The sequence below is a fragment of the Neisseria maigaei genome (assembly GCF_958267405.1).
GTDB classification, from domain to species: domain Bacteria; phylum Pseudomonadota; class Gammaproteobacteria; order Burkholderiales; family Neisseriaceae; genus Neisseria; species Neisseria bergeri.
Genome location: NZ_CATQFT010000001.1, coordinates 1 through 25,845, shown reverse-complemented (window position 1 = coordinate 25,845; position 25,845 = coordinate 1). Strand labels below are relative to the sequence as shown.

Genomic DNA, 25,845 nt, shown 5'->3' with positions numbered 1-25,845 from the left:
CATACGAAAAAATGCCGTCTGAAACCGAATCGGTTTTCAGACGGCATTTCGTTTGGGGATTTATTCTGCTGCGGAAGATTCGGCTGCTTCGGCTTCAACAGACGGCGTTTCGGCGGCAGCTTGGGCGGACTGCTGTTGCAAAGCCTGCTGCACGAAAGGATGGTTTTGCGCGATTGCCTGTTCTTCGGGGGTAACTTCGCCTTTGAAACGGTTGTTCAAATCGAAACGTTTGCCGCCGCGCGCTAAGGCTTTCAGATAACGCGGACGGCGGCAGTGGTTGGCGAGGACGCGTGCAATCAGTGCGGAATCGTATTGAGGCAAAGCGGCAATCAAATCTTGATCGATGCCGAGCGCCAACGGTTTGAAGCGTTTGAATACATCGTATTTGCCGTAGATATGGTCGGCAATCATTTCGGTCTGTTTCTTTTTGCTCATAGTTTGGACGGCGGATTTCAGTGCCGCACCCAAAGCGGTTTCTTGTGTCATGTCGGTTGTATTCCTCTAAACAAACCCGTGCGTCAAAGCGGCACGGCAATGCTTGGTATTCTATTATAAAGTCTGTGTTTTGGCTAAATTTTTATTTGTTTGAAAGGGTAATGTCGGGCGTATTAACCTGAACGTCGGCATTTTGCGCACGATGGCGCAGGGCGTGGTCGATTAAAACCAATGCCAGCATGGCTTCGGCAATCGGCGCGGCGCGCAGTCCGACGCAGGGGTCGTGTCTGCCGTGGGTGGCGAGTTCGACGGGGTTGCCGTTGATGTCGATGCTTCGGCGCGGGGTGGCAATGGAGCTGGTGGGTTTGATGGCGATATTGACGCAGATGTCTTGCCCCGTGCTGATGCCGCCGAGGATGCCGCCCGAATGGTTGGACAGAAAGCCTTGCGGGGTGAGTTCGTCGCCGTGTTCGCTGCCGTGTTGGACAATGCTGCCGAAGCCTGCGCCGATTTCCACGCCTTTGACGGCGTTGATGCCCATCATCGCGTAGGCGATTTCGGCATCGAGGCGGTCGAAAACGGGTTCGCCCAAGCCGACAGGGACGTTAGACGCTTCAATATGCAGTTTCGCGCCGACGGAATCCAAGGATTTACGCACGCCGTCCATATAGTTTTCCAAGTCCTCAATTTGGCTTTGGTTCGCGGCAAAAAAAGGATTTTGGGAAATGTGTTCGCAGCCTTCAAACCGGATTTCTTTTTCGCCGACTTGGGTAACGTAGGCGGTGATTTCCGTGCCGAATTTTTCTTTCAGCCATTTTTTGGCAACGGCTCCGGCGGCAACGCGGGCGGCGGTTTCGCGGGCGGAACTCCTGCCGCCGCCGCGATAGTCGCGCGTGCCGTATTTTTGCCAATAAGTATAGTCGGCATGGCCGGGACGGAAGCTGGTGGCGATGTTGCCGTAGTCTTTACTGCGCTGGTCGGTATTGCGGATTAAGAGGGCGATGGGTGTGCCGGTGGTTTTGCCTTCGAATACGCCGGAGAGGATTTCGACTTGGTCGGCTTCGCGGCGTTGGGTAACGTGGCGGCTGGTGCCGGGTTTGCGCCGGTCGAGGTCGGCTTGGATGTCTGATTCGGTCAATGCCAGTCCGGGCGGGCAGCCGTCGATGATGCAGCCCAAACCTGCGCCGTGGCTTTCGCCGAAGGTGGTAACGGTGAAGAGTTGTCCGAAAGTGTTGCCTGCCATGATTTTTCCCTTTATCGGTATAGTGTGGAAAGACGGCGGATTTTAGCACAAAAGCCCGTCCGCCATTGAAGGGGAGGCAGTCAAAGAGTTTACGTGCGGCGAGGAAAATCGGCTTATAATCCGGTCTGATTTTTCAGGATAGCGATATGAGCGACTACACGCAGCAGCTTCAAGATAAACAAGACCGCCTTAAAACCCTTTTTGCAGGTTTGGATGTTCCCGAGTGGGAAGTGTATGAATCCCCGGACAAACATTACCGTATGCGCGCCGAATTCCGCATTTGGCACGAAGGCGGTGAAATGTTTTATGCCATGTTTGAAAAAGGGCAGAAAGCCAGCGGCGCAAGCATGATACGCTGCGACCGTTTTGAAGCAGCTTCCGAGGCCGTCAACCGCCTCATGCCCGAGCTGATCGCCGCCGCCGCGCAATCCCCCGAACTCAAAAAACGCTGGTATGCCGTCGAATTCCTCTCCACGCTCAGTGGCGAAATACTGGTTACCATGATTTACCACAAAAAACTCGGCGACGCATGGCAACAGGCGGCGCAAGCGTTACAGCAACAGTTGGATATTTCCGTTATTGGGCGGAGCAGAGGGCAGAAAATCGTTTTAAAACAGGACTATGTAACGGAAACTTTAAAGGTCGGCAACCGGGATTTCCGTTATCGGCAAATTGAAGGCGGTTTTACCCAACCCAATGCTGCCGTGTGTCAGAAAATGCTTGAATGGGCGTGCCGCGCGGCGGAAGGCTTGGGCGGCGACCTGCTCGAACTATATTGTGGAAACGGCAATTTTACGCTGCCCTTATCTGAAAAGTTTGAACGCGTTTTGGCAACCGAGATTTCCAAAACTTCAGTAGGCGCAGCGCAATGGAATATTGAGGCAAACGGGATAGGCAACATCAAAATCGCCCGTCTGTCTGCCGAAGAATTTACCGAAGCCTATACCGGCAAACGTGAGTTTACACGCCTTAAGGAGGGCGGTATTGCTTTGACGGATTATGCATTTTCCACTATTTTCGTTGATCCGCCACGTGCCGGTATCGATGAGAAAACTTTGAAGCTGGTGTCGCAGTTTGACAACATCATCTACATTTCCTGCAATCCCGAAACGTTGCGCGCCAATTTGGGCACCTTGGTGGAAACCCATGCGGTCGAACGTGCCGCCCTGTTCGACCAATTCCCGTTTACGCACCATATCGAAAGTGGTGTATTGTTGAAAAAGAAAATCCTTTGAAAAAGTAAAAGGTAAGGACTATGTACCGACACATCGAATACTATCCCGGCGACCCGATTTTGAGTTTGGTCGAAACCTTCAAAAACGACCCGCGCCCCGAAAAAGTCAATTTGAGCATAGGCATTTATTTCGACGACGAAGGCAAAATGCCCGTATTGGAATCCGTAAGCCGTGCCGAAACCGCCCGCGCCGCCACGCCTGCGCCGTCGTCCTACCTGCCGATGGAAGGCTTGGACACTTACCGCAGCGCGGTGCAGCATTTATTGTTCGGCAAAGGCAACCCCGCGCTCGTGCAAGGACGCATCGTTACCGTGCAAACCTTGGGTGGTTCGGGCGCGCTCAAAGTCGGGGCGGACTTTCTGCACCGCTGGTTTCCCGAAGCGCGCGCCTACGTCAGCGACCCGACTTGGGACAACCATCGCGGCATTTTTGAAGGCGCAGGTTTCGAGGTCGGCACTTACCCATATTACGACCCTGCCACTGTCGGCGTGAAATTCGACGAAATGACCGCGTTTTTCAACACCCTGCCTGAAAACAGCGTCTTAATCCTACACCCCTGCTGCCACAACCCGACCGGCGTGGATATGTCGGAACAGCAATGGGACGAAGTGTTGCACATCATCAAAAGGCGCAAACTGATTCCGTTTATGGACATCGCCTACCAAGGATTCGGCGGCGATTTGGACAGCGATGCCTACGCCGTCCGCAAAGCGGTGGAAATGGAATTGCCGCTGTTTGTCAGCAATTCGTTTTCAAAAAACCTGTCGCTCTACGGCGAGCGCGTTGGCGGCCTGAGCGTGGTTTGCCCGAATAAAGAAGAAGCGGAATTGGTGTTCGGACAACTCAAATTCACCGTCCGCCGTATCTACTCCAGCCCGCCCGCACACGGAGCGTATATCGCCGCCGATGTGATGAACAGCTCCGAACTTTACGCTTTGTGGCAAAACGAAGTCTATGTCATGCGCGACCGCATCCGCGCCATGCGACAGAAACTTTACGATGTCTTAACTGCGCAAATCCCCGATCGCGATTTCACTTATTTCATCAAACAGCGCGGCATGTTCAGCTACACAGGATTGAGCGTGGAACAAGTCCGCAGGTTGCGCGACGAATTTGCCGTTTACCTGCTGGATTCGGGCAGAATGTGCGTCGCCGGACTGAATGCTTCGAATATCGCCTATGTTGCCGATGCATTTGCCGAAGTATTGAAATAAGAATTTGAAGTAAATCAAAAGGCCGTCTGAAAAATATTTATCTTTCAGACGGCCTCTTTATAATTGGCGCACCCAACAGGGATCGAACCTGTGACCTCCAGCTTCGGAAACTGACACTCTTCCAACTGAGCTATGGGTGCGGAAAACATAAGATTAACGTAAATTCTGCAAATTGGCAAAGTTTATCTTGAGGTGTCAGGCTGATGCGCGGGGTATGAGGGATATTTGTTTGGGGATAAGCAAGTATTTTCAATGGATTATTTGCTTAAAAGAGACGCTGCCTGTGATTTTTTGCATATTTTCAATGATAGTGATTGGAAAGACCCTGTGAATTCAGTATAATCCAGCAAAATATTGTTAATTGCGTTTAACATGCCAAACTATAATTTACAGCACAACCTAACCTGACGGCGAGGCCTACCAAATGAAACAACTCCGCGACAATAAAGCCCAAGGCTCTGCATTGTTCACCCTTGTGAGCGGTATCGTTATTGTTATTGCAGTTCTTTATTTCCTGATTAAGCTGGCGGGCAGCGGCTCGTTCGGCGATGTCGATGCCACTACGGAAGCGGCAACACAGACCCGTATCCAGCCCGTCGGACAATTGACGATGGGCGACGGCATCCCCGTCGGCGAACGCCAAGGCGAACAGATTTTCAATAAAATCTGTATCCAATGCCACGCGGCGGACAGCAATGTGCCGAACGCTCCGAAACTGGAACACAACGGCGACTGGGCGTCGCGTATCGCGCAAGGCTTCGATACTTTGTTCCAACACGCGCTGAACGGCTTTAACGCCATGCCTGCCAAAGGCGGTGCAGCAGACCTGACCGATCAGGAACTCAAACGGGCGATTACCTACATGGCGAACAAAAGTGGAGGTTCTTTCCCGAATCCGGATGAGGCAGCGCCTGCCGACAGTGCCGCTTCAGGAACAGCTTCTGCTCCTGCCGATAATGCAGCTCCGGCGGAAGCGAAGGCAGAAGACAAAGGTGCTGCCGCACCTGCAGTCGGTGCAGACGGCAAGAAAGTTTTTGAAGCAAGCTGTCAGGCATGCCATGGCGGAGCGATTCCAGGTATCCCCGGCATAGGTAAAAAAGACGATTGGGCTCCCCGCATCAAACAAGGTAAAGAAACATTGCATAAACATGCCCTTGAAGGCTTTAACGCGATGCCTGCAAAAGGCGGTAATGCAGGTTTGAGTGATGATGAAGTCAAAGCAGCGGTTGACTACATGGCCAACCAATCCGGTGCGAAATTCTAAATTCGGATTAAAATTTCGGATTAAATAAAAACGGGGCAGGTATCTGCTCCGTTTTTTTATGGGAATTTATTTGTTCGTCCATGTAGGAATGACATCAAAGGGTGTGAATAGGCTTTTCATCTTTGAAATCTGTCTGCCCGATTGGATGAATAAAAAGTAGGATGATAAAAAAACCGGTGTATGGATATTGGTTTAACTTATTTGTTTTAAAGTTATAGTCGAGATACGTGTATCGGTGCAACTGGTTTGCCGTTGATGAAAATGCCGTCTGAAAATGTTTCAGACGGCATTTTTTAAGATATCAACAGTCAGTCTTCATAATTTTCTGTCGGCAAGCAGGAGCAAACCAGATTGCGGTCGCCATACACTTCATCTACTCGTTTGACGCTCGGCCAGAACTTGTGTTCGCGCACGAACGGCAGCGGGAAGACGGCTTCTTCGCGGGAGTACGGATGCACCCATTCGCCAGTTACGTCGGCGGCGGTGTGCGGGGCGTTGACCAGCGGATTGTCGTCTTTCGACCATTCGCCGCGCTCGACTTTCAGCACTTCCTGTTTGATTTGTTTCAGGGCGGCGATGAAGCGGTCGAGTTCGGCTTTGCTTTCGCTCTCGGTCGGCTCGATCATCAGCGTACCGGCAACAGGGAAGGAAACCGTCGGGGCGTGGAAGCCATAGTCCATCAGGCGTTTGGCGATGTCGGTTTCTGTGATGCCGCTTTCGGATTTGAGCGGACGCAAATCGACGATACATTCGTGCGCGACGCGGCCGTTTTTGCCTGCATACAGAATCGGATAGTCTTCGCTCAGACGTTTGGCGACGTAGTTAGCGTTGAGCAATGCCCAGCGTGTCGCCTGCTCCATACCTTGTTTGCCCATCATGGTCAGGTACATCCAAGTAATCGGCAGGATGGACGCAGAACCATATGCTGCGGCAGCCACGGCAGTTTGATCGGCACTGGCGTTGTGCATATCAGTCACCACATGGCCTGGTGCGAACGGAGCCAAATGGGCTTTCAAGCCAATCGGACCCACGCCCGGGCCGCCGCCACCGTGAGGGATACAGAAGGTTTTGTGCAGGTTCATGTGCAACACGTCCGCACCGACTTCGGCAGGCTGCATGATGCCGATTTGGGCGTTGAGATTGGCGCCGTCCATGTAAACCTGTCCGCCGTTTTCGTGAATAATGCGGCAGATGTCGCGGATGCCTTCTTCGTACACGCCGTGGGTGGACGGATAGGTAATCATGATGGCGGACAAAGCGTCGCGGTGTTGCTCGGCTTTGGCTTTCAAATCGTCAATGTTGACGTTGCCGTGTTCGTCGGTATCGACGACGACGACTTTCAAACCGAGCATGGCCGCAGTCGCAGGGTTGGTACCGTGGGCTGATTTTGGAATCAGACAGATGTTGCGGTGTCCCTCGCCGTTGGCTTCTTGATAGCGGCGGATAGAGAGCATACCGGCGTATTCGCCTTGTGCGCCGGAGTTTGGTTGCAGGGAAATCGCGTCAAAGCCGGTGATGGCTTTCAGGCTGTTTTCCATATCGGCAAGCAATTCGCGGTAGCCGGCGGTTTGCGCCTCGGGAGCGTAAGGATGGATGTCGGTGAACTCGGCCCAAGTAATCGGCAACATTTCCGCAGTCGCATTGAGCTTCATGGTGCAGCTACCGAGCGAAATCATACTGCGGTTCATCGCCAAATCGCGGTCTTCGAGTTTTTTCAGGTAGCGCAGCATTTCGTGTTCGGTGTGGTAACGGTTGAACACGGGATGTTGCAGAATATCGTCTTGACGCAGCAACTCGGCGTTCAGACGGCCTTTGACATCATCGGCAAATGTGAACGTATCCTTGCCGGTAAACGCGCGGTACAAATCAGTTAAATCTTCGCGTGTCGAAGTTTCATGGAAGGCTGCCGCAACTTGAGTATCGTTAACGCGGCGCAGGTTATAGCCCGATTCCAAAGCAGCGGCAAACACTTGGTCTGCTTTCTCTTTGTTGCCGAAATCGACGGTAACGGTATCGAAGAAGACCTTATGAACCACATTCAGGCCGTCTGAAACCAGCGCATCGGCAAAGGCAGAAGCCAGCGCGTGAATGCGGTTGGCGATGCGTTTCACGCCTTCAGGGCCGTGGTAAACGGCATACATACCCGCCAAGTTCGCCAGCAATGCCTGTGCGGTACAAATATTGGATGTCGCTTTTTCGCGGCGGATGTGTTGCTCGCGGGTGGACAAAGCCATACGCAGCGCGGGTTTACCCGATGCGTCTTTGGATACGCCGATGATGCGGCCCGGAGCGGAACGTTTGAACTCGTCTTTAAACGCGAAATAAGCAGCATGCGGCCCGCCGAAGCCCATCGGCACGCCGAAGCGTTGGGTGTTGCCCAAAGCAATATCCGCGCCCAATTCGGCCGGAGACTTCAGCAAAACCAAGCTCATGATGTCGGCGGCAACGGCAACGATTGTACCTTTTTCTTTCAGACGGCCGATAACATCCTGCAAGTCTTGCACGTCGCCGTCTTTGCCGACGTATTGGAACAGCGCGCCGAAGTATTCGCCTTCATCCGCTTGGGCAAAATCGCCGACCACCAGCTCGAAGCCAAAATATTTGGCACGGGTTTTCATCACGTCCAAAGTTTGCGGATAGACGCGCTCGTCCACAAAGAAACGTTCGGATTTCACTTTACCCACGCGGTGTGTCATCGCCATCGCTTCAGCGGCGGCAGTTGCCTCGTCCAACAAAGACGCGCCTGCCACAGGAAAACCGGTCAAATCGATACACACTTGTTGGAAGTTTAACAAGGCTTCCAAACGTCCCTGCGCGATTTCCGCCTGATACGGCGTGTAGGCGGTGTACCAGCCCGGATTTTCCAATACGTTGCGCAAAATCACGTTCGGCACGCGGGTCGGGTAATAGCCCAAACCGATATAGGACTTGTTGATCACGTTTTTCGACGCGATGCCTTTCAATTTCGCCAACGCGTCCGCCTCGGTCAAAGCCTCGGGCAAATCGAGTTCGGACGGCATACGGATGCTTTGCGGCACGGTATTGCCGACAAATTCGTCCATGCTCTTCTCGCCGAGCACTTCCAAAAGCGCAGCCTCATCGCCAAAGCTCAAATGGCGCGCGGCAAATTCGTTCGGGTTGAACAATTCAGATAGTTTCATTTCTACTCCTTCGGGTTTGTAGGGCTGCCATCAGGCAGAATTTTTAGACATCGGATGATTCGGGTAAGGGTAGCACAAAAGATGGGATAATGGCGGACAATGCGCCAGAATGCAGCAGGTCAGGACAAGCAGCGCCACAAGCGGCAGCGATAAGGGAAAGCCGCCGACCAAAACCATGAAACCCTCAAGCACCAGCCAAGCCAAGGGATGCGCCGGAAGCGGAAAAACAATATTGAGCAGAACCAAAATCACGACAAACAGCGGCAGCCCCGCCATCAGGTTGGCACGCCTGTATGTTGCGTACGGGTCGGATGCTTCTTCAGGTTCGCAATATTTCATGATTTCAGCCTGTCCGGGCTTTATCCGCAGCAGGTTCGGACGGTCGGTCATGCCGTCCGAACCGGCAGGCCGTCTTTTTCAAAAAACGCCATACCGCTGCAACTTCATGCGGCTGTATGGCGTAGGTTTTGCACTTCAGACGGCATATGCGTCCCGAAGCAGTTTGGTGTTCCAGTCGGTTCATGATTATATAAACAACTTGGGTGCGGATAAACCTTTGTTTATCTGAACCCCTGTTTTCTCAAAAATCGATTCAAATCTTCGGCAAATTTCCGATAGCCTTTGCCGTTGGCGTGGATTTGGTCGGATTTCAGATTATTATCGCCCAAAATTTCCGCCCACGCGCCGCCGAACAGCGGAATGCCGTATTCCTCGGACAAATCCTCATACAGCGGATGGTCGCTCAAATGCCCGAACAACGCGCCCAGTGTGATGTGCGGCACGCCGACGAGGACGGCGGGGATGTTTTCCTTTTGCACGGTTTCGATGATTTTCGCGATATTGGCGCGGGTCTGCTCCTCGGGAACTTTGCGCAGAAAGTCGTTGCCGCCTATGCCGACAATCACAAGCTTGGGTTTGCGTGCCAACAGCGCGGGTAGGCGCGACAGGGCTTGCGCGGACGTGTCGCCCGATACGCCGCCGTTGACAATATTCCACCCCGTCAGTTTTTGCAGTTGAGCGGGGTAGGATTCGCCGGGGTTTGCGCCGTAGCCGAAGGTGAGCGAATCGCCCAAGGCAAGCACGGTGCTGCCTTCGGGAATTTTGGCGTGGGTTCGGGCGGATTTTCTGCCGCAGGCGGTAAGAAGCAACGCGCCTGCGCCGAGGAGGAAGATTCTTCTGTTCATTGGTTTTTCAGACGGCATCGAGCCATTTCGGGTGGTATTTCAGGGTTTTACGGTAAACCGGACAGCTTTCGGCGTGCGCGCCTTTGAGGTAGCCGGTACTCATCAGAAATTCGCCGACGATTTCGCCGCCGACAAATTTGAAATGTTTTTTAAAGAGTTTGACCCATTCAGCCTTGTCGAGCGGATGGTGCGCATCCAGCCAGTTCTTGAACGAGCCGTGTTCTTGTTGCAACGCTTGGATTTGCCGTGCATTGAAAATGGCGGCATCGATTTTCAGACGGTTGCGGACGATGCCTGCATCGGCAAGCAGGCGTTCAATATCGGCTTCGCCAAATGCGGCGACCGTATCGATGTCGAAACCTTCAAATGCCGTCTGAAACGCCTGCCGCTTCTTCAACATCAGCGTCCAGCTTAATCCTGCCTGATTGATTTCCAACACCAGCCGTTCAAACAATTCATTGTCGTCCTCAATCGGAAAACCGTATTGCGTGTCGTGGTAATGTTTGTTCGGGTTGTCGGTGTTTTTGGGAAGTGAGGCGGCAAATTCGCAATAGTTCACGGTTTACTCGACCATCTGTTGCGCCGCCTGTTTCAGTCCCTGTTCGAGTGCGGCGGTCATGGCGGCGTAGCCGTCACCCTGCTGTTCGGTTTCGATATGGAAGGGTCTGTTCGTACCGTCGGGTAGGACGGCGTAGCCGCTGATGAGGGTTTTGCCCGTGTAGCTGCCTTGGAATGCGTCGATATAGACCGTCCATTTTTCGGTACTGCCGCTGCGTGAGGCAGGAACAAAGATGCGTGTGCTGTCCAAACGGTTGAATGCATTGCTCAACGCCGCTTCGAGCATATCGTCCAAGGTGTCTGCCCAAACATGGTTTTGTGCGGTGTTGAGGCGGTAGGGGTCGGTTTGATAGACCAGTCCGCCGCGTTTGAGCGGTTCGGCAAGACGGACTTCGACGGCGGTTTCGCCGCCTTGCGTTGCAGGACGGATGTAGCGGCTGTCGGGCAACACGAAATATTGTGTGCTTTGCACAGTACCGCAGGCGGCAAGCGTCAGGGCGGCGGCGATGGGGAAAAAGCGCATTATCGGCTTCCTTTCGGGATGGGGTCTTTGCGGCGGCTGTTGAAAATCAGCGCGTTGGGTTTTTCTTTCAAAGTGTTAATGACGGGTTGAACGTCTTTTAAGGTCTTGTCCAAACTTTGCAGCGTATTTTGTACGTCGCCGTAGATAGGCGATTGAGGCGATATGCCTTGCAGGGTTATGCGCAACTCTTTCAGGGTTTGGTTCAACTCGTTCGGGATGTTTTGCGTTTGCGGATTGCCAACCAGTTTGTCGATGGAGCTTAGGGCGGCATTGGCGGCTTTTAGTGTGGATTTGAGCTCGGCAAGTGAGCCGTTCAATTCGGCAACGGTTTTATCCAATGGCAGATTGTTGAATTTGTCTAACAAGTCGGCCACTTTTGCCTGCAAATCGTCCAAACCGCCGCCCCGTGTGGCGATGACGGTATCGCCTGCATAAACGGTATGCGGTCGCAGCTTGGGCGATGCGGAAGGCTGATCGTCCAATTCAATCATTTTGCTGCCGGTCAGTAGGTTGTTGCTGGAGATGGTGGCGGTCAGGCCTTTGTTTAAGGCCGTCTGAAATTGTTGTTTCCAATGTTCTTTACTTTGCTCGTCGGCATTGATTTCCAAACGGGAAGGCTCGATGCGGATGCGTACGGGAATCCAGCTGTTTTCAAACAGGTGCAGGCTGTCGTTGCGGTCGAAATAAGGAACATCGGAAACCACGCCGACATTCAGGCCTTTGTATTCGACAGGCGAACCGGCAGTCAGACCGCGTACGGATTGTTTGAAAAACGCGGTGTAATACAGCGAGCGGTCGTCAGGCAGGTTGGCGACTTCGCTGCGGCTGTCGTAAAGCGTGAAGCTGTCTTCGCTTTTGACATTTTTACTGTTTTTGGTTTTCGGCGAATCAAATGAAATCGCGCCCGACAGCAGGGCAGGCAGAGGGGCGGAATTGAGTGTGATACCGCTGCCTGTGGTTTCGATATTGATGCCGCTTTCCAGCCAAAAACGGCTGGCGGAATGAATCAGTTTGTCGTTGGGGCTTTGGATGAAGATGGTGTAATGCACGCTTTGGTCGGACGGGTCGAAATGCGCGCTTTCGATTTGCCCGACCATAAAGTTTTCATACAGAACAGGGCTGTTGACGTTGAGGATGCGGTCGTTTTTACCGATCAAATTCAAGCGCAGCCCACTTTGCCCGATGGCGGTAACGGGCGGAATGTCCTGCACTTGGAACACGTCTTTTGCCTCGTCGCTTTTGCCGGGTGTAAAAGCGATGTACGAACCCGAAAGCAGCGTACCCAAACCGGTTACGCCGCTTTGGTCGATACGCGGCTTGACCACCCAAAACTGGGTATCGCTGCGGATGAGGCCGGATACGTCCGCATTGAGTTGGGCGGTTACTTCCACGCCTTTTTGGTCGTCGCGCAGTTTGATTCGGGTAACGCGTCCGACATCGATGCTTAATACTTTAATGACCGTATTGTTGACTTCGATGCCTTCCGCGCTGTCCATCAAGAGCGTAACCACAGGTCCCCTGTTGCGGATTTCCTTAACCCACAGCCAGCCGCCGGCAATCAGCGCAATCAGCGGGACCAGCCAGACGGCGGAGAGGAAGGTGTTGTTTTTGCGGACGCGTGCTTGAGCGTGTCCGTTTGGAGGAGGGCTGTTGTCAGTCATATTTTTCCGTTTCATTGAAAGCAATGCCGTCTGAAGCGCGTTTGTCCCAAAGCAGGCGCGGGTCGAAATAATAGGCGGACAGCATCGTCAGAATCACGACCAGGCAGAAATAGACTGCCGCACTGCCCGGAATGACGCGCGCGGCATAAGTGTGGAACGAACACATCAAAATAATAATCACAAAAATATCAATCATCGACCAGCGGCCGACCGCTTCGGTGATGCGGTAGAGGTGCGACAATTTCTTTGCGCCCACCGGCAAAGCGAAGCGGGCCGCCGCAATCAAAACCGATATTGCCGCAATCTTCAGTACCGGCACCAAAATACTCGCGCTGAAAATAACCGCCGCAATCAGCCTGTCGCCCTCGTCCCACATATAAGCGATGCCGCTAAGGATGGTGTTGGCCTCCGTGGTGGCAGGATTGGACGAAATCATAATCGGCAGGATATTGGCAGGAAAATACAAAATAACCGCCGCCGTCAGAAACGCCGACGAAATACTCAGACTTTTCGGCCGTCGGCGGTACAGTTCCGCGCCGCACACCCCGCAGGGGGATTCGGCACTGTCGCGGAAATACAGGCAGCGGCTGCAACAGGTTTTGCCTTCCGATGCCGTCTGAACCGCATTATCCCCCGTCAGCTGCCCGATTTGAAAATACACCCAATGTTGGGGAACCGATACCGAAGTCCGAATCAGCATAACCGACAGCGCGAACATCAGATAAAATGCCGGACCGAAGCGAACCTCTGCCACAGCCGAGAGCTTGATATACGCCACCAAAGTAGAAACAAAAAACACATCCGCCATCATCGCCTGCCTCAAGCGCACCATCACACGCGTTGCCAAACGCAGCGCAGGATACGCCTGTTTCCGTATCAGCGCGGCATAAACATACAGGCACAGCAGCAGAAACAGAACCGGCGCGCCGAAGGTCAGCACAAACATCACTTCGGCCAAAAAACCATAATCCTGAAACACCATCAGGCGTACCATCTCGGGCAGCGAAAGGACGGATGCCGCACCCGGTATCCCGACCTCGATATACGTCATACTGTAAGCAAATGCCATCAAAATCAGCGAAGCCGCCGCATAGGCGGGCGGGCCGGAAAAAGGGTGGCTGCCCACCCTGAAGAGTTTGTGTCCGCAACGGGGACAGAACGCCGCCTCTCCCTTGTCCAAACGGGGCACATCCGCGCGGCAGCCGCATTCCGGGCAATCTACCGTATGCGGCGGCAGGGCTTCGTCGCGGCAGCTGCCGCGAAGGCTGTGGGGGATATTTTCGGCAAACGGCTTCATCGGGAAAGTGGCAAATATAAGTGGCGGCATTATAAAGGAAAAAAGGCGATACACCCAATCAGGATGCAAAACCGGCAGGTTCGGCAGTATGAACAAATCCTTGGTGTCCGGCAAAAATATTTTTTTGAGCGGCTGCCCCTCCGGCCGGCAAGCCTATTTGATAAAACCCCGATTTTGTAAATAATCGTAAAATACCCGCTTAAAAATATAACGCAAATGATATTTTTTCCAAAAATATGTGATAATAAATTTCGTTTATGATTCTTTATTATTTTTGTATGTGGGCAAGTGCGGATTTTGCCCGCCCTGCATCCTTATCCCTTACCGACAAAGGAAAACTTATGAGCGAAACTGAAAATCAAGCCCTGACGTTTGCCAAACGCCTGAAGGCGGATACCACGGCGGTTCACGACAGCGTGGATAACCTCGTTATGTCCGTCCAACCGTTTGTCAGCAAAGAAAACTACATCAAATTTTTGAAACTCCAATCCGTTTTCCACAAAGCCGTCGACCACATCTATAAAGATGCCGAATTGAACAAAGCCATTCCCGAACTGGAATACATGGCGCGATACGATGCCGTAACGCAAGACCTTGCAGATTTGGGCGACAAACCTTACGAATACGGCAAACCGCTGCCGCATGAAACCGGCAACAAAGCAATCGGCTGGCTTTATTGCGCCGAAGGATCCAATTTGGGCGCGGCGTTTTTGTTCAAACACGCGCAAAAACTCGATTACAACGGCGAACACGGCGCGCGCCACCTCGCCCCCCATCCCGACGGGCGCGGCAAACACTGGCGCGCCTTTGTCGAGCATCTGAACGCTTTGAACTTGACTCCCGAAGCTGAAGCGGAAGCCATCCAAGGCGCGCGCGAAGCCTTTGCATTCTACAAAGTCGTGTTGCGCGAAACCTTCGGCTTGGCAGCCGATGCCGAAGCCCCCGAAGGTATGATGCCGCACAGGCACTAAAAAATAATCGAATCAAATAAACAAGGTCTCGGCATAGCTGTTTGCAGGGACCTTTAATTACACGGCGCGGCTTTGTTTGCACGGATTACTGCCTTATTAAATATTAATGATTATCAGAAAATCTACTATGCGCTAACCGACGGATGAACAATCCATACATCTTGAGTTGATAATATGAAACCATTACAAATGCTCCCTATCGCCGCGCTGGTCGGCAGTATTTTCGGCAATCCGGTCTTTGCGGCAGATGAAGCTGCAACTGAAACCACACCCGTTAAGGCAGAGGTAAAAGCAGTGCGCGTTAAAGGTAAGCACAATGCATCTACCACTGTGGAACGAGTAAAGGCTAAAACCATTCAAGAGCAAATGATTCGGGATACACGCGATTTGGTGCGTTATTCATCAGATGTCGGTGTATCCGATGATGGCCGCCGTATGAAAGGCTTTGCCATGCGCGGGGTAGAAGACAACCGTGTCGGTATCAGTATCGACGGCGTGGCATTGCCCAGTTCGGAAGAAAATTCACTTTATGCACGTTACGGCAACTTCAATAATTCCCGTTTAAGCATCGATACCGAGTTGGTTAAGGGTGTGGATATTAGTTAATGACGGCAATCCGGCCGCAAGAAGTTTTAATACATGGAACGGCGTTTTAGGTTTGGACTACCGCTTTAATGATACTTGGCGTGCTGCTTACCAAATCAATACGGGGCATCGCGTACCGACAGCATCGGAAATGTATTTTACTTATACCAGCGTGTATGGCCACTGGATAGCGAATCCGTCGCTGAAAGCCGAACGCAGCCTGAATCAAACATTGTCGCTGCATGGTAAAAACGACAAGGGGTCTTTGGATTTCAGCCTGTATCAAACCCGTTACCGTAATTTCCTGTTTGAAGAAGAACATACCTTCCAAGTTCCCAATCCATTTGCTGGTGATTGGTATGCTTGTTATACGGATCCGACCTATTGCGGTGCTACACTTACCCAAATCGGTCAGCAAATGGTCAATGTCGATAAAGCAAGGGTGAGGGGAATTGAATTTAAAGGCGAGATAAACCTGCATCAAGTAATGCCCATGCCGGAAGGTTTCAAATTATCCGGCGCATTGGGTTACAGCAAAGGCAAATTGTCCGGCGATCGCGGCAGTTTGTTGTCCATCCAGCCGCTGAAGTTGGTGCTTGGATTGGATTATGAATCTCCAGACGAGCGTTGGGGTATTTTCTCCCGTGTCAGCTATATGGGCAGGAAAAAAGCCAAAGATGCCCAAGTGATTGAACAAAAGGGCTATTGCACAAGCTATAAGCTCGATCCTTGGACAGGTGAGGAAACAGATGATTGTGCTGTTGCCTTGCAGTATCGTGACGATAAAATCGACTTCCGTTGGTTGAATAAAGCGGCAACTGTTGTGGATGTATTCGGCTACTACAAACCGGTAAAACGTATGACTTTACGGGCGGGTGTTTATAATCTGTTTAACCGGAAATACCATACGTGGGACAGCTTGCGCGGCATCAATCCGAGATCGACTATTAACTCTTTAAGCGTATCGAATACTAAATCAGCAGCCCAGGGCTTGGAACGCTACTACGCTCCGGGTCGCAATTACGCCGTATCGCTGGAATGGAAGTTTTAATCTAGTATTATTGGATTAATTGCCTTGTCGGGGATGAAAGCTGTCCGAATTGTGTTCAAGAACTCATTCGGACGGCTTTTTACCGTAAATCTGTGTGATGGGGTTTATATTGATACAGTACCCGAACACGGGCAGGGAGTAATGTTGCAGGATTAAAAATGCCGTCTGAAAAATGTTTCAGACGGCATTTTTTGATTGCCGATATGTTAACGGACGACATTGGCGCGCATGACCACGCGGACGTGGAACGAGCCTGCCTGACAGTCGTATTGCCCGCCTTGCAGCGGCTGCTTGTTGAAGTAGCTCTGGAAGCCGGTAACACTGCGTCCGCAAGGGTGGCGGCAGATGCCGCATTGTGTTTATAATGCCGTGTCAGACGTTTGATTTATGGGAAAATAATGATGCTTACCAATCAGGAAGTAACCGGTGTCAAACTGGGATACCGCAAAGCCGTTTTACAAGAGCTGGCCCGGGATTTCGGGGGCAGTGTGCACAGTATCGTATTGGATGCGGTGGATGGTCATATAGAACGCTTGAAAGCCAAACAAGCCTACGATAAGCGGGCGATGCAGGCTTTTCAGGATTATCGGGAAACAGGATTGCATATTACGCTTAATGAGTTTGCGGACTGGGTGGACGGCTTGGGTGGCGATGAATCGAAGGATATGCCTGAATGCCGCAAGTGAAGTTGATCATTACACGCCCCGCGCAATCTGATTTGGTCAGGATTTATAATTTTTTGAATGATTTGGGTGCGGAACGTCAGGCAAATACAGTGATGCGGCTGCTTAAAAATTCTTTTGTTTCTACACAAAGCAGCCCGAGTAATGGGAAACCTTATGATTTGTCGGTGGCGGGGGAAACTTTGCAAAATGTAAGGGAAGTAATCGTGCCTTATGGCAAAAGCGGTTATAGCTATTTGTTCTGGCACGATAAATCAGGTAAGCAAATATTGATTTTGACAGTGAGGCATTTCCGTGAAAATGCCTACCGCCTGAGCTTTCCTTTTTTATAACGGTATTATTTGGTTTGGCGGCTTTCCCTTGTGCGGGGCAATGCGTTTCGGCTTTGTTGCGGCACGTTCGGATAAACCGCCTTCAAGAACATAACCGGACTGCCGCTTTGATTCCGTTCCGCAGGCGGGATGTTTGAACGGTGCAGATATGGAAGTATGGAGTTCCCGATCTGAATCTGCCGCACAATAAGGCAAGGGGATTAAAAATGCCGTCTGAAAAATGTTTCAGACGGCATTTTTTGGTTGCCGATATGTTAACGGACGACATTGGCGCGCATGACCACGCGGACGTGGAACGAGCCTGCCTGACAGTCGTATTGTCCGCCTTGCAGCGGCTGCTTGTCGAAGTAGCTCTGGAAGCCGGTAACACTGCGCCCGCCGAGTTTGCCTGCGGTCTGCTGGAATTTGCGGGCGGCATTGATTAGGGCGCGTTCGCAGGCCTCGGAGTCGGATTTGCCTACGCCGTTTGCCGCCTGACGGGTAACCAAATTTCTGCCGTTTGCAACCGGCACGCCGCCGCCGCCGAAGCTGACGGGAATCCCGGATTCCAATACGCCGTCTGCAATGGCTGCATTTATTGCCGCCTGACCGTTGCTGCAACGGTAAATGATGTTTTTGCCGCCTCCTGCGGTGTCGCCCCGGATGACTTTGCATGATTCTCCGGCCGGTGTGCCGGCGGATGCCGTGTGCGCGTTTTTAGGCGCGCGGCCGGATTGGCAGGCTGCCAGCATCAGGGCGGCGGCGGAGAGTATGAGGATTTTTTTCATGTCGGATGTCCTTGTTTGCTGTGGGAAATGATTGCCATTGTACAGTAAGATTCAACAAAATGCCGTCTGAAAACGGGTTTCAGACGGCATTGTGGCTCAGGGGTTCAACACGCGTGCGATAAGGGCTTTTTCTTTGCCCTGCATATTGGGGATTTTGACCTGAATGCCGTTGCCGGGTGCGACATCGACAGGCTGGCCTTTGCGGGTCATTTGTTCCAATTTGATGGTTTGGTTGCCGCTCGGGTGGATGATTTCGAGTGAATCGCCGACGGCGAAGCGGTTTTTGACTTCGATGGTTGCCCAGCCGTTTTCATCGATTTCGGTAACGTGACCGACATATTGGCTTTGTTTGGCGGTGGAATGGCCGCTGAGGTAGTTTTGATAGTCTTGGGTTTGGTGGCGTTCGAGGAAGCCGCTGGTGTAGCCGCGGTTGGCGAGGCCTTCGAGTTCGCTCAACAGGCTGTAATCAAACGGACGGCCTGCGACGGCATCATCAATCGCTTTGCGGTAGGACTGGGCGACGCGTGCAACATAATAGAGCGACTTGGTTCGGCCTTCGACTTTGAGGCTGTCCACGCCGATTTTAGCCAGTTTCTCAACCACTTCGATGCCGCGAAGGTCTTTGGAGTTCATGATGTAGGTGCCGTGTTCGTCTTCCATAATCGGCATCATTTCGCCCGGGCGGTTGGATTCTTCAATCAGGAAAACTTTGTCGGCGTAGGGATGGCGTTTTTGACCATTGATGCCTTCAAAGTTTTGGTTGGCTTCTTCTTGGGCTTTTTCAAAGTTGAAACCTTGCAGAAGCTGGGCATCGCCTGCATCGCTTTCCGTGGCGTTGTGGACTTTGTAGTCCCAACGGCAGGAGTTGGTGCAGGTGCCTTGGTTAGGGTCGCGGTGGTTGAAATAGCCCGACAATAAGCAACGGCCGGAGTAGGCGATGCACAATGCGCCGTGGATGAAGACTTCGAGTTCGATGTCGGGGCATTCTTGGCGGATTTCGGCGATTTCTTCCATGCTCAATTCGCGCGACAGGATGATGCGTTCAACGCCGATGTTCTGCCAGAATTTTACGCCCCAGTAGTTGGTGGTGTTGGCCTGTACGGACAAGTGGATCGGCATTTCCGGCCATTTTTCGCGCACGGTCATAATCAAGCCCGGATCCGCCATAATCAGCGCGTCGGGTTTCATGGCAATCAAGGGCTCCATATCGGAAACGAAGGTTTTGAGTTTGGAGTTGTGCGGCAGCGTATTGACGGTCAGGAAGAATTTTTTATTGCGCTCGTGCGCTTCTTTAATGCCTTGCTCGAGAACGTCGAGTTTGGCAAATTCGTTGTTGCGGGCGCGCAGGGAATAACGCGGGCTGCCGGCGTAAACGGCGTCTGCGCCGTAATCGTAGGCGGCGCGCATACGTTCGAGACCGCCTGCTGGCAATAAGAGTTCGGGTGCTTTCATCGCGTTTCCTTTTCGGTTGAAACCCCGCCCTTTAGGGCGGCAGGATCAGACTTTATTTGGGAGGGGCGTAACCCCTTCCGAATCAGGGCAACATATAGGGCGACGCTTTATGTGTCGTCCTGTGTGTTGAAACATGATTTGTGTGCTTTGTAAAAATGTTTCAGACGGCATTGCTGCAAATGCCGTCTGAAGGGTGTTTGAAGATGGGCGGATTATCCGCCTTTTCGTGTTCGCGGTCAATTTTGCCGGGAAATTTATAAGGATTTATCAAGTATTTGCCTGCTTGGGATACAATGCGGCAGTTTGAATGCGAGAGAGAATGTGATGAATCCTAAAATCGTGTTTTTCGACATTGACGATACGCTATACCGAAAATATACGGATACCTTGCGCCCTTCCGTGAAAACGGCGGTGGCGGCTTTGCGCGGCAAAGGTATATTGACGGCGTTGGCAACGGGGCGGTCTTTGGCGACGATTCCTGAAAAGGTCAGGGACATGATGGCGGAAACGGGAATGGATGCCGTGGTAACGATAAACGGGCAGTTTGCGCTGCTGCACGGAAAAACTGTGCGCGAAGTACCGATGGATGCCGGTTTGATGGGCAGGGTTTGCGCGCATTTGGATGGCTTGGGCATGGATTATGCGTTTGTCGGCGGAGAGGGGATCGCCGTGTCCGCGCTGTCGGAATGCGTGTGCCGCGCCTTGAAGCATATCGCCAGCGATTTTTTTGCCGATAAGGATTATTTCTCAAGCAAACCGGTGTATCAGATGCTGGTGTTTGCGGAGGAAAACGAAATGCCGCTCTGGTCGGATATTGTGGAACAGGAAGGCTTGAAAACGGTGCGCTGGCACGAGGAAGCGGTCGATCTGCTGCCTGCGGGAATGTCGAAAACGGACGGCATCAGAAGCGTGGTTGAAGCATTGGGTTTGGAAATGGCGGACGTGATGGCGTTCGGCGATGGTTTGAACGATGTGGAAATGCTGTCTGAAGTCGGGTTCGGCGTGGCAATGGGTAACGGGGAACAGGCAGCGAAAGAAGCGGCGAAATATGTTTGCCCCGGCGTTGATGAAGACGGCGTGTTGAGGGGCTTGCAAGATTTGGGCGTGATTTGAACGCATCATAACAACCCTGCCGGTTTCAGACGGCAGGGTCGGTTTTCAGCCCTTCATGCAGCCTTCGTTTTGAAGCAGGGTAAATAAGGGCGCGCCGCTTGCACGGATATTCTTGCCGCCTTGAAGGTCGGTAAATTCCAAAATGGCGGCGGCTTCGACAATTTCCCCGCCGAGTTTGCGGATCAGCTCCAGTCCGGCAAGCATCGTGCCGCCCGTGGCAACCAAATCATCGACCAGCAGCACGCGCGAACCGGGTTTGACGGCATCGGTGTGGATTTCCACCGCAGCTTCCCCGTATTCGAGCGCGTAGCTTTGCGATACGGTTTCAAAAGGCAGCTTGCCTTTTTTGCGGATGGGGACGAAGCCGACGTTGAGCTGGTAGGCGAGTGCCGCGCCGATAATGAAGCCGCGCGCGTCCAAACCGGCAACGATGTCGATTTTCTGATCCATATAGCGGTAAACCAATAAATCAACCAAAAGGCGGAAGTATTCCGCGCTTTGCAGGACGGGCGTGATGTCGTGGAATAAGATGCCTTTTTGCGGCCAGTTTTCGATTTTGCGGATTTTGTCGGCAAGCGCGCCGACACTCATAGCTTCGGGATGAACCAGCATTGTGTGTTCCATGTTTGATGTTTTTAACGCCATATTGTAGCCGTCAGCCTGCCGCTTGCCAAATCAATCAAAACAATAGCGGCAAAATATGGGCATCGGCAAATAGGAAACCGAGTGTCCGTTGTGATACAATCGGCTGGAAAATATACAGGTAAAAAATATGTCCGCTTATCGAAAAGGCAACATCTTTATCATTTCGGCCGCTTCCGGCACGGGCAAAACCACGCTGGTGTCGCGGCTATTGGCAAACCATAACGGTTTGCGCGTTTCTGTGTCGCACACGACGCGCCCGCCGCGTGAAGGCGAAGCAAACGGCGTACATTATCACTTTGTTTCCAAAGAAGAGTTTGAGTCGCTTATCGCGCAGGAAGCTTTTTTGGAATACGCAGACGTATTCGGCAACTATTACGGCACAAGCGCGGAGGGTGTGAATGCGTTGGCGGCGGCAGGCTATGACGTGATTTTGGAAATCGACGTTCAGGGCGCGGCGCAGGTTCGAGATGCGCTGCCCGAAGCCGTCGGCATCTTTATCCTGCCGCCTTCTTTCGACGTACTTGCCGCGCGCCTCAAAGGACGTGGGACGGATAGTCGGGAAGTTATCCAAAGGAGGCTTTCGAAAGCAAGGCATGAAATCGAACAGTCCGTATTGTTCGACTTTGTCGTGGTCAATGACGACTTGGCGCGGGCGGAGGAAGATTTGCTCCATATTGTGAATGCCTGCCGTCTGAAAAGGTCGCGGCAACTGGGATTTATTGCAGATTTGTTGGAAAATTCCTAAAAAACCGCGAAAATACTCGGTTTCCCAATTTAAATATTTTTGAAAGAAAGCAAATAATATGGCACGTATTACCACCGAAGACTGTACCGGAAAAATTTCCAACCATTTTGACCTGACATTGGTAGCGGCCCGCCGCGCCCGCCAGCTTGAGAACGGCAACACGCCGCTTGTGGACGATGTCCGCAATAACAAACCGACCGTTACCGCCTTAAGGGAAATCGCCGCCGGGCATATCGGTACGGAACTGCTGACACGCAATAAATAAATCCTGCCGGAAACGCACGCCGGCATATTCTGCCGCCGTGCAGTCCGACGGTTTGAAATGAAAAAACACATACATCCCGAAAGCCGTCTGAAATGCCCGCCCTCCAACCTTCCGCCCCTTATGATCCCCTGACCGCCGAAGCGCGTGCCCTGCTTTTCCATACCGCCTCCTACCTCAAGCCTGAAGAACAGGTTGAGCTCGAGAAGGCTGTTGCCTATGCATTTCACGCTCATGACGGACAAACCCGGAAAAGTGGCGAACCATACATTACGCATCCAATTGCCGTTGCGACGCAGCTCGCCCTTTGGCATATGGACGTACAGGGTCTTTGTGCAGGTGTAATGCACGATGTGCTGGAAGATACAGGCGTTACGAAAGAGGAGATGGCAGCAAGATTCGGCAATACGATTGCCGAGATGGTGGACGGTCTGTCCAAGCTTGAAAAACTCAAATTTGAAGATCATGCAGAGCATCAGGCGGAGAGTTTCCGCAAACTGATTTTGGCAATGACCAAAGATGTACGCGTGATTGTCGTTAAACTTGCCGACCGTCTGCATAATATGCGGACACTCGGTTCGATGCGTCCGGACAAGCGTCGCCGTATTGCAAAAGAAACCCTTGAAATCTATGCGCAAATTGCCAACCGTATAGGTTTGAATAATGCATATCAAGAGCTTCAGGATTTATCTTTCCAGAATCTCCATCCCAATCGCTATGAAACCATGAAAAAGGCGATGGATAAGAGTCGGAAAAACAGGCAGGATGTTGTTGGAAAGATTTTGCGTGCGTTCAGCCAGCGTTTGGTAGGTGCGAACATAGAAGCCAAAATCAAGGGTCGGGAAAAGAACCTGTACGGCATTTATCGGAAAATGTTAGAAAAAAAACTGCATTTCTCCGAAGTTATGGATATTTACGGTTTTCGTGTCATCGTTAACAGTATTCCTGCATGTTATGCTGCGCTCGGCGCATTGCACAATCTCTATCAGCCCAAGCCCGGAAGGTTTAAAGACTACATCGCTATTCCGAAAAGCAACGGTTATCAAAGCTTGCATACTACTTTGGTCGGGCCTTATGGTTTGCCGGTTGAAGTGCAGATACGTACCAGGGAAATGGATGCTGTTGCCGAAGGTGGAATCGCCGGACATTGGAGCTATAAATCAGATTCTAAGACGGTCGATCAGGCAGTGCTGCACACCAATCAATGGTTGAAAAACATTTTAGACTTGCAGGCAAGCAGTGCCAATGCCATTGAGTTTCTCGAACACGTCAAGGTAGATTTGTTTCCAAACGAAATCTATATCCTTACGCCAAAAGGAAAAATCCTAACATTGCCCAAGGGTGCAACACCTATCGATTTTGCTTATGCGGTGCATACCGATATTGGGCACAAAACCGTTGCTGCACGTATCAACAATATCATGATGCCGCTGCGTACGAAGCTCAAAACCGGCGATTCCGTCGAAATTATTACATCTGAACATGCCAAACCAAATCCTGCATGGTTGAATTTCGCCGTGTCAGGCAGGGCGCGCAGCGCCATACGCCAATATATTAAAAACCTTAACCGGCACGATGCGGTCGTTTTGGGAGAGAGTCTCTTACAAAAAGCCCTGTCCAGTTTGCTGCCCAAAGATGTCCTGCTTTCAGACGGCATCAAAGAAAAATACCTTGCCGATCTCAACGACAAGCAGACTTCATTTGAAGAAGTGCTGTACAACGTCGGTATGGGGCATACCCTGCCTGTTTATGTCGCCATGCACATTGCCGAGTTGGCAGGGGAGCATTTCGGCAGCGAGGTCAAGCTCAGCTCCATTAAAGTTGATGGTCAGGAAAGCGGACATATTCATTTTGCAGAGTGCTGCCACCCTGTTCCCGGCGATTCCATCCGTTTGCTGTTGGTTAAGGGAAAAGGCATGATTATCCACAGAGATACCTGTCCGACGTTGTTGAAGTCCGATCCCGAACAACAGCTGGATGCAGACTGGGAAAATATGAACGGGCAGAACTACCGTGTCGGGCTTCAAGTCCAATCGGAAGACAGCCACGGCCTGTTGGCATTAATGGCGCAAGCGATTTCCGATTCCGGTGCGGACATCGAGTCGGTCGAAACACCGTCTAAATCCCAGTCGGGAACGGAAGGTTTTGTCGAATTCAAATTCTTATTGAAAGTCAAGAATTTGGATCAGTTGAATCAGATTATTCAAAATCTGCACAGTATCCCATATATCCGCAAAGTTATCAGAAGTTGAAGCAGGTAAAACGGGTTGCCTTTTGATTAACAGGCAACCCGTTTTATGGTTTATCCGTTCAATTGCTTATCTGCCTGTATGCTTTTGACGATAAGCTGCGCACCTTTGAGGGTGGTATCCTCGCCGCTTCGGATAATCGTTTTACCGGCCGTGCTGCCGATATGGGTGTGGCGGTGGGCTGCTTTTGTCTGATTGCTGTAGCTACTTGTTGAAAGAAAGGTCGTCTGAAACCGTATTTGTTGTTTCAGACGGCCTCTTAGCTCAAACCTTGAGAAGCGCATACGTGCGTTCCGCACACATCGGCAACAAGTTGCGTACGCTACGTTCACTGCCAAGAAACAATTTTACCGTTTTCAATTTTTGGTAAATTATCTTGTAACGCACAAAAACCAAAACATTTTTGTGTGAATTTCGTCCTAAATTCTGTTAATTTATCAATGAACTCTTGTTTATTTTCCTTTGTTTGAAACGAAAATTCATCTTGTAACTTTTCATAATCGAAATTACCCATTTCATCACAATATAATTTATCAAATTCATCTGCTAGCCAAATGCACAATTCTTTCAGATGATTGTCTGATAAAATTTCCTGTGGTAATAATTCTTCACACCAATCGTTTTCAATAATTTCATCATTTTCATCATAAAACCATACTGGAAAACAGTGAAATTCAAGTAACAATCTTATTTTTCTCATTTAACTACTCTTTTGGGGTTGGCACCAACAATAAACCCATTATTGCCTATATCAATAGCCACACGGTGTTTTGTGCCGTTATAGGTGAATTCATATATAGGTCTTGTGCGTTGCATTCCTACAATTTGTCCATTTTTAACCGCAGTCATCAAATAATTAGGAATTTCAGATTCAGATATTCCCTTTTTCAAAAATTCCTGTCCGTGCCTTTCTATAATATGGTTTAGTCCTGCTCGTGTATTTCCTGTTTCTAACCAAACAATTTTTCCATCTGTTGTTTTAGTAATAGCAACTACATTATTCGGATTAAACTTGATACCATTAGCTGTTAACTCTCCAACAAGTTTAGTTTGTTGTGTATTTCTCGCTCTTACTTGTGTTCCAGCACGCCCAGCGGTAACTGCTGCGACACCAAGTGCTGAGAGATCCCCTCATAATTTCCCCAAAGCGTAACCATGTGTGAATAAATTTTGAGCTAGTAGGGTTGCAGCCACGAGTAAGTCTTCCCTTGTTAT

Annotated in this window: 26 protein-coding genes, 1 tRNA gene and 3 pseudogenes; 13 read left to right on the top strand and 17 right to left on the bottom strand. The window is 51.3% G+C overall.

The window, feature by feature from the left end; all coding sequences use genetic code 11:
• Nucleotides 1-60: 60 nt before the first annotated feature.
• Entirely contained in the window at nt 61-486 is a 426-nt protein-coding gene (locus Q3O06_RS00150) for a ProQ/FINO family protein (protein ID WP_002238237.1), read from the bottom strand.
• A gap of 91 nt (nt 487-577) precedes the next feature.
• Nucleotides 578-1,678: a chorismate synthase gene (gene aroC / locus Q3O06_RS00145; RefSeq protein ID WP_301816899.1), complete on the bottom strand. Its 1,101-nt coding sequence runs from the start codon at nt 1,676-1,678 to the stop codon at nt 578-580.
• Between the two features lie 146 nt (nt 1,679-1,824).
• On the opposite strand from aroC, the gene trmA reads away from it, so the two are divergent.
• Nucleotides 1,825-2,913: a tRNA (uridine(54)-C5)-methyltransferase TrmA gene (gene trmA / locus Q3O06_RS00140; protein ID WP_301816896.1), complete on the top strand. Its 1,089-nt coding sequence runs from the start codon at nt 1,825-1,827 to the stop codon at nt 2,911-2,913.
• Nucleotides 2,914-2,933: 20 nt separating this feature from the next.
• Nucleotides 2,934-4,127: an amino acid aminotransferase gene (locus Q3O06_RS00135; protein ID WP_301816894.1), complete on the top strand. Its 1,194-nt coding sequence runs from the start codon at nt 2,934-2,936 to the stop codon at nt 4,125-4,127.
• Between the two features lie 64 nt (nt 4,128-4,191).
• Here the strand turns inward: Q3O06_RS00135 and Q3O06_RS00130 are convergent.
• Nucleotides 4,192-4,267 (bottom strand) — tRNA-Arg (locus tag Q3O06_RS00130).
• A gap of 284 nt (nt 4,268-4,551) precedes the next feature.
• On the opposite strand from Q3O06_RS00130, the gene Q3O06_RS00125 reads away from it, so the two are divergent.
• The gene (locus tag Q3O06_RS00125; RefSeq protein ID WP_301816892.1) at nt 4,552-5,391 is read left to right on the top strand and encodes a c-type cytochrome; all 840 of its coding nucleotides are present in this window, start codon (nt 4,552-4,554) and stop codon (nt 5,389-5,391) included.
• A gap of 308 nt (nt 5,392-5,699) precedes the next feature.
• Here the strand turns inward: Q3O06_RS00125 and gcvP are convergent, their stop codons facing one another.
• On the bottom strand, nt 5,700-8,552 hold the full coding sequence (gene gcvP, locus Q3O06_RS00120; RefSeq protein WP_301816890.1) for an aminomethyl-transferring glycine dehydrogenase: 2,853 nt from the start codon (nt 8,550-8,552) through the stop codon (nt 5,700-5,702).
• 30 nt (nt 8,553-8,582) lie between these two features.
• On the bottom strand, nt 8,583-8,942 hold the full coding sequence (locus Q3O06_RS00115) for a hypothetical protein (RefSeq protein WP_301816888.1): 360 nt from the start codon (nt 8,940-8,942) through the stop codon (nt 8,583-8,585).
• On the opposite strand from Q3O06_RS00115, the gene Q3O06_RS00110 reads away from it, so the two are divergent.
• Nucleotides 8,941-9,120 carry a hypothetical protein gene (locus tag Q3O06_RS00110; protein ID WP_025458705.1) on the top strand — a complete coding sequence of 60 codons (180 nt, stop codon included), beginning with the start codon at nt 8,941-8,943 and terminating at the stop codon, nt 9,118-9,120. The two genes, Q3O06_RS00115 and Q3O06_RS00110, sit on opposite strands and share 2 nt — an antisense overlap.
• Here the strand turns inward: Q3O06_RS00110 and Q3O06_RS00105 are convergent.
• From Q3O06_RS00105 to Q3O06_RS00085, 5 genes are read right to left on the bottom strand one after another with little or no spacing between them, the layout of a single operon-like run.
• Entirely contained in the window at nt 9,113-9,754 is a 642-nt protein-coding gene (locus Q3O06_RS00105; protein ID WP_301816886.1) for an arylesterase, read from the bottom strand. The two genes, Q3O06_RS00110 and Q3O06_RS00105, sit on opposite strands and share 8 nt — an antisense overlap.
• On the bottom strand, nt 9,744-10,295 hold the full coding sequence (locus Q3O06_RS00100; RefSeq protein WP_301816883.1) for a DNA-3-methyladenine glycosylase I: 552 nt from the start codon (nt 10,293-10,295) through the stop codon (nt 9,744-9,746). Before Q3O06_RS00100 ends, Q3O06_RS00105 begins: the two co-directional genes overlap by 11 nt.
• A 3-nt stretch (nt 10,296-10,298) precedes the next feature.
• On the bottom strand, nt 10,299-10,817 hold the full coding sequence (locus tag Q3O06_RS00095) for a PqiC family protein (RefSeq protein ID WP_301816882.1): 519 nt from the start codon (nt 10,815-10,817) through the stop codon (nt 10,299-10,301).
• Complete coding sequence (gene pqiB, locus Q3O06_RS00090; protein WP_301816880.1) at nt 10,817-12,478, bottom strand: intermembrane transport protein PqiB; 1,662 nt, start codon at nt 12,476-12,478, stop codon at nt 10,817-10,819. The genes Q3O06_RS00095 and pqiB overlap by 1 nt, the downstream gene beginning before the upstream one ends.
• A complete protein-coding gene (locus tag Q3O06_RS00085) occupies nt 12,471-13,805 on the bottom strand; it encodes a paraquat-inducible protein A (protein ID WP_301816879.1) in 1,335 nt (444 codons plus the stop codon). The genes pqiB and Q3O06_RS00085 overlap by 8 nt, the downstream gene beginning before the upstream one ends.
• Before the next feature lie 311 nt (nt 13,806-14,116).
• Between Q3O06_RS00085 and Q3O06_RS00080 the strand changes: the two genes are divergently transcribed.
• From Q3O06_RS00080 to Q3O06_RS00075, 3 genes and pseudogenes are all read left to right on the top strand, one after another.
• On the top strand, nt 14,117-14,746 hold the full coding sequence (locus Q3O06_RS00080; protein WP_002218916.1) for a biliverdin-producing heme oxygenase: 630 nt from the start codon (nt 14,117-14,119) through the stop codon (nt 14,744-14,746).
• 174 nt (nt 14,747-14,920) lie between these two features.
• Nucleotides 14,921-15,404: pseudogene (locus Q3O06_RS11135) on the top strand (TonB-dependent receptor plug domain-containing protein); the annotation flags it as partial.
• Entirely contained in the window at nt 15,405-16,382 is a 978-nt protein-coding gene (locus Q3O06_RS00075) for a TonB-dependent receptor domain-containing protein (protein ID WP_373323471.1), read from the top strand.
• Nucleotides 16,383-16,588: 206 nt separating this feature from the next.
• Here Q3O06_RS00075 and Q3O06_RS00070 read toward each other — a convergent pair.
• A pseudogene (locus Q3O06_RS00070) lies at nt 16,589-16,711 on the bottom strand (excinuclease); the annotation flags it as partial.
• A gap of 69 nt (nt 16,712-16,780) precedes the next feature.
• On the opposite strand from Q3O06_RS00070, the gene Q3O06_RS00065 reads away from it, so the two are divergent.
• Together Q3O06_RS00065 and Q3O06_RS00060 are read left to right on the top strand one after the other, a co-directional pair.
• Nucleotides 16,781-17,068, top strand: a complete 288-nt coding sequence (locus tag Q3O06_RS00065; protein ID WP_002235100.1) for a hypothetical protein — start codon at nt 16,781-16,783, stop codon at nt 17,066-17,068.
• Complete coding sequence (locus Q3O06_RS00060; protein ID WP_002250719.1) at nt 17,056-17,397, top strand: type II toxin-antitoxin system RelE/ParE family toxin; 342 nt, start codon at nt 17,056-17,058, stop codon at nt 17,395-17,397. Before Q3O06_RS00065 ends, Q3O06_RS00060 begins: the two co-directional genes overlap by 13 nt.
• Before the next feature lie 254 nt (nt 17,398-17,651).
• On the opposite strand, the gene Q3O06_RS00055 is transcribed toward Q3O06_RS00060, so the two are convergent.
• Together Q3O06_RS00055 and trhP are read right to left on the bottom strand one after the other, a co-directional pair.
• Nucleotides 17,652-18,164: an excinuclease gene (locus Q3O06_RS00055; protein WP_441338280.1), complete on the bottom strand. Its 513-nt coding sequence runs from the start codon at nt 18,162-18,164 to the stop codon at nt 17,652-17,654.
• A gap of 96 nt (nt 18,165-18,260) precedes the next feature.
• Entirely contained in the window at nt 18,261-19,616 is a 1,356-nt protein-coding gene (trhP, locus tag Q3O06_RS00050; protein WP_301816875.1) for a prephenate-dependent tRNA uridine(34) hydroxylase TrhP, read from the bottom strand.
• A gap of 324 nt (nt 19,617-19,940) precedes the next feature.
• On the opposite strand from trhP, the gene Q3O06_RS00045 reads away from it, so the two are divergent.
• The gene (locus tag Q3O06_RS00045; protein WP_196428729.1) at nt 19,941-20,729 is read left to right on the top strand and encodes a Cof-type HAD-IIB family hydrolase; all 789 of its coding nucleotides are present in this window, start codon (nt 19,941-19,943) and stop codon (nt 20,727-20,729) included.
• A gap of 45 nt (nt 20,730-20,774) precedes the next feature.
• On the opposite strand, the gene Q3O06_RS00040 is transcribed toward Q3O06_RS00045, so the two are convergent.
• The gene (locus Q3O06_RS00040) at nt 20,775-21,374 is read right to left on the bottom strand and encodes an adenine phosphoribosyltransferase (RefSeq protein ID WP_014580597.1); all 600 of its coding nucleotides are present in this window, start codon (nt 21,372-21,374) and stop codon (nt 20,775-20,777) included.
• 127 nt (nt 21,375-21,501) lie between these two features.
• Between Q3O06_RS00040 and gmk the strand changes: the two genes are divergently transcribed.
• From gmk to Q3O06_RS00025, 3 genes are all read left to right on the top strand, one after another.
• A complete protein-coding gene (gmk, locus tag Q3O06_RS00035) occupies nt 21,502-22,119 on the top strand; it encodes a guanylate kinase (protein ID WP_196428730.1) in 618 nt (205 codons plus the stop codon).
• Between the two features lie 58 nt (nt 22,120-22,177).
• Nucleotides 22,178-22,384, top strand: coding sequence for a DNA-directed RNA polymerase subunit omega (gene rpoZ / locus Q3O06_RS00030; protein WP_002212665.1), 207 nt, complete (start codon nt 22,178-22,180; stop codon nt 22,382-22,384).
• A 92-nt stretch (nt 22,385-22,476) separates the two neighbouring features.
• Nucleotides 22,477-24,633: a RelA/SpoT family protein gene (locus tag Q3O06_RS00025; protein ID WP_301816872.1), complete on the top strand. Its 2,157-nt coding sequence runs from the start codon at nt 22,477-22,479 to the stop codon at nt 24,631-24,633.
• Between the two features lie 68 nt (nt 24,634-24,701).
• Here Q3O06_RS00025 and Q3O06_RS00020 read toward each other — a convergent pair.
• The 3 genes and pseudogenes from Q3O06_RS00020 to Q3O06_RS00010 form a co-directional block, all read right to left on the bottom strand.
• Nucleotides 24,702-24,914 (bottom strand): annotated as a pseudogene (locus Q3O06_RS00020) (hemagglutinin repeat-containing protein); the annotation flags it as partial.
• 44 nt (nt 24,915-24,958) lie between these two features.
• Nucleotides 24,959-25,330: a hypothetical protein gene (locus tag Q3O06_RS00015; protein WP_301816870.1), complete on the bottom strand. Its 372-nt coding sequence runs from the start codon at nt 25,328-25,330 to the stop codon at nt 24,959-24,961.
• Complete coding sequence (locus Q3O06_RS00010; RefSeq protein WP_301816868.1) at nt 25,327-25,521, bottom strand: hypothetical protein; 195 nt, start codon at nt 25,519-25,521, stop codon at nt 25,327-25,329. The genes Q3O06_RS00015 and Q3O06_RS00010 overlap by 4 nt, the downstream gene beginning before the upstream one ends.
• Between the last annotated feature and the right edge of the window lie 324 nt (nt 25,522-25,845).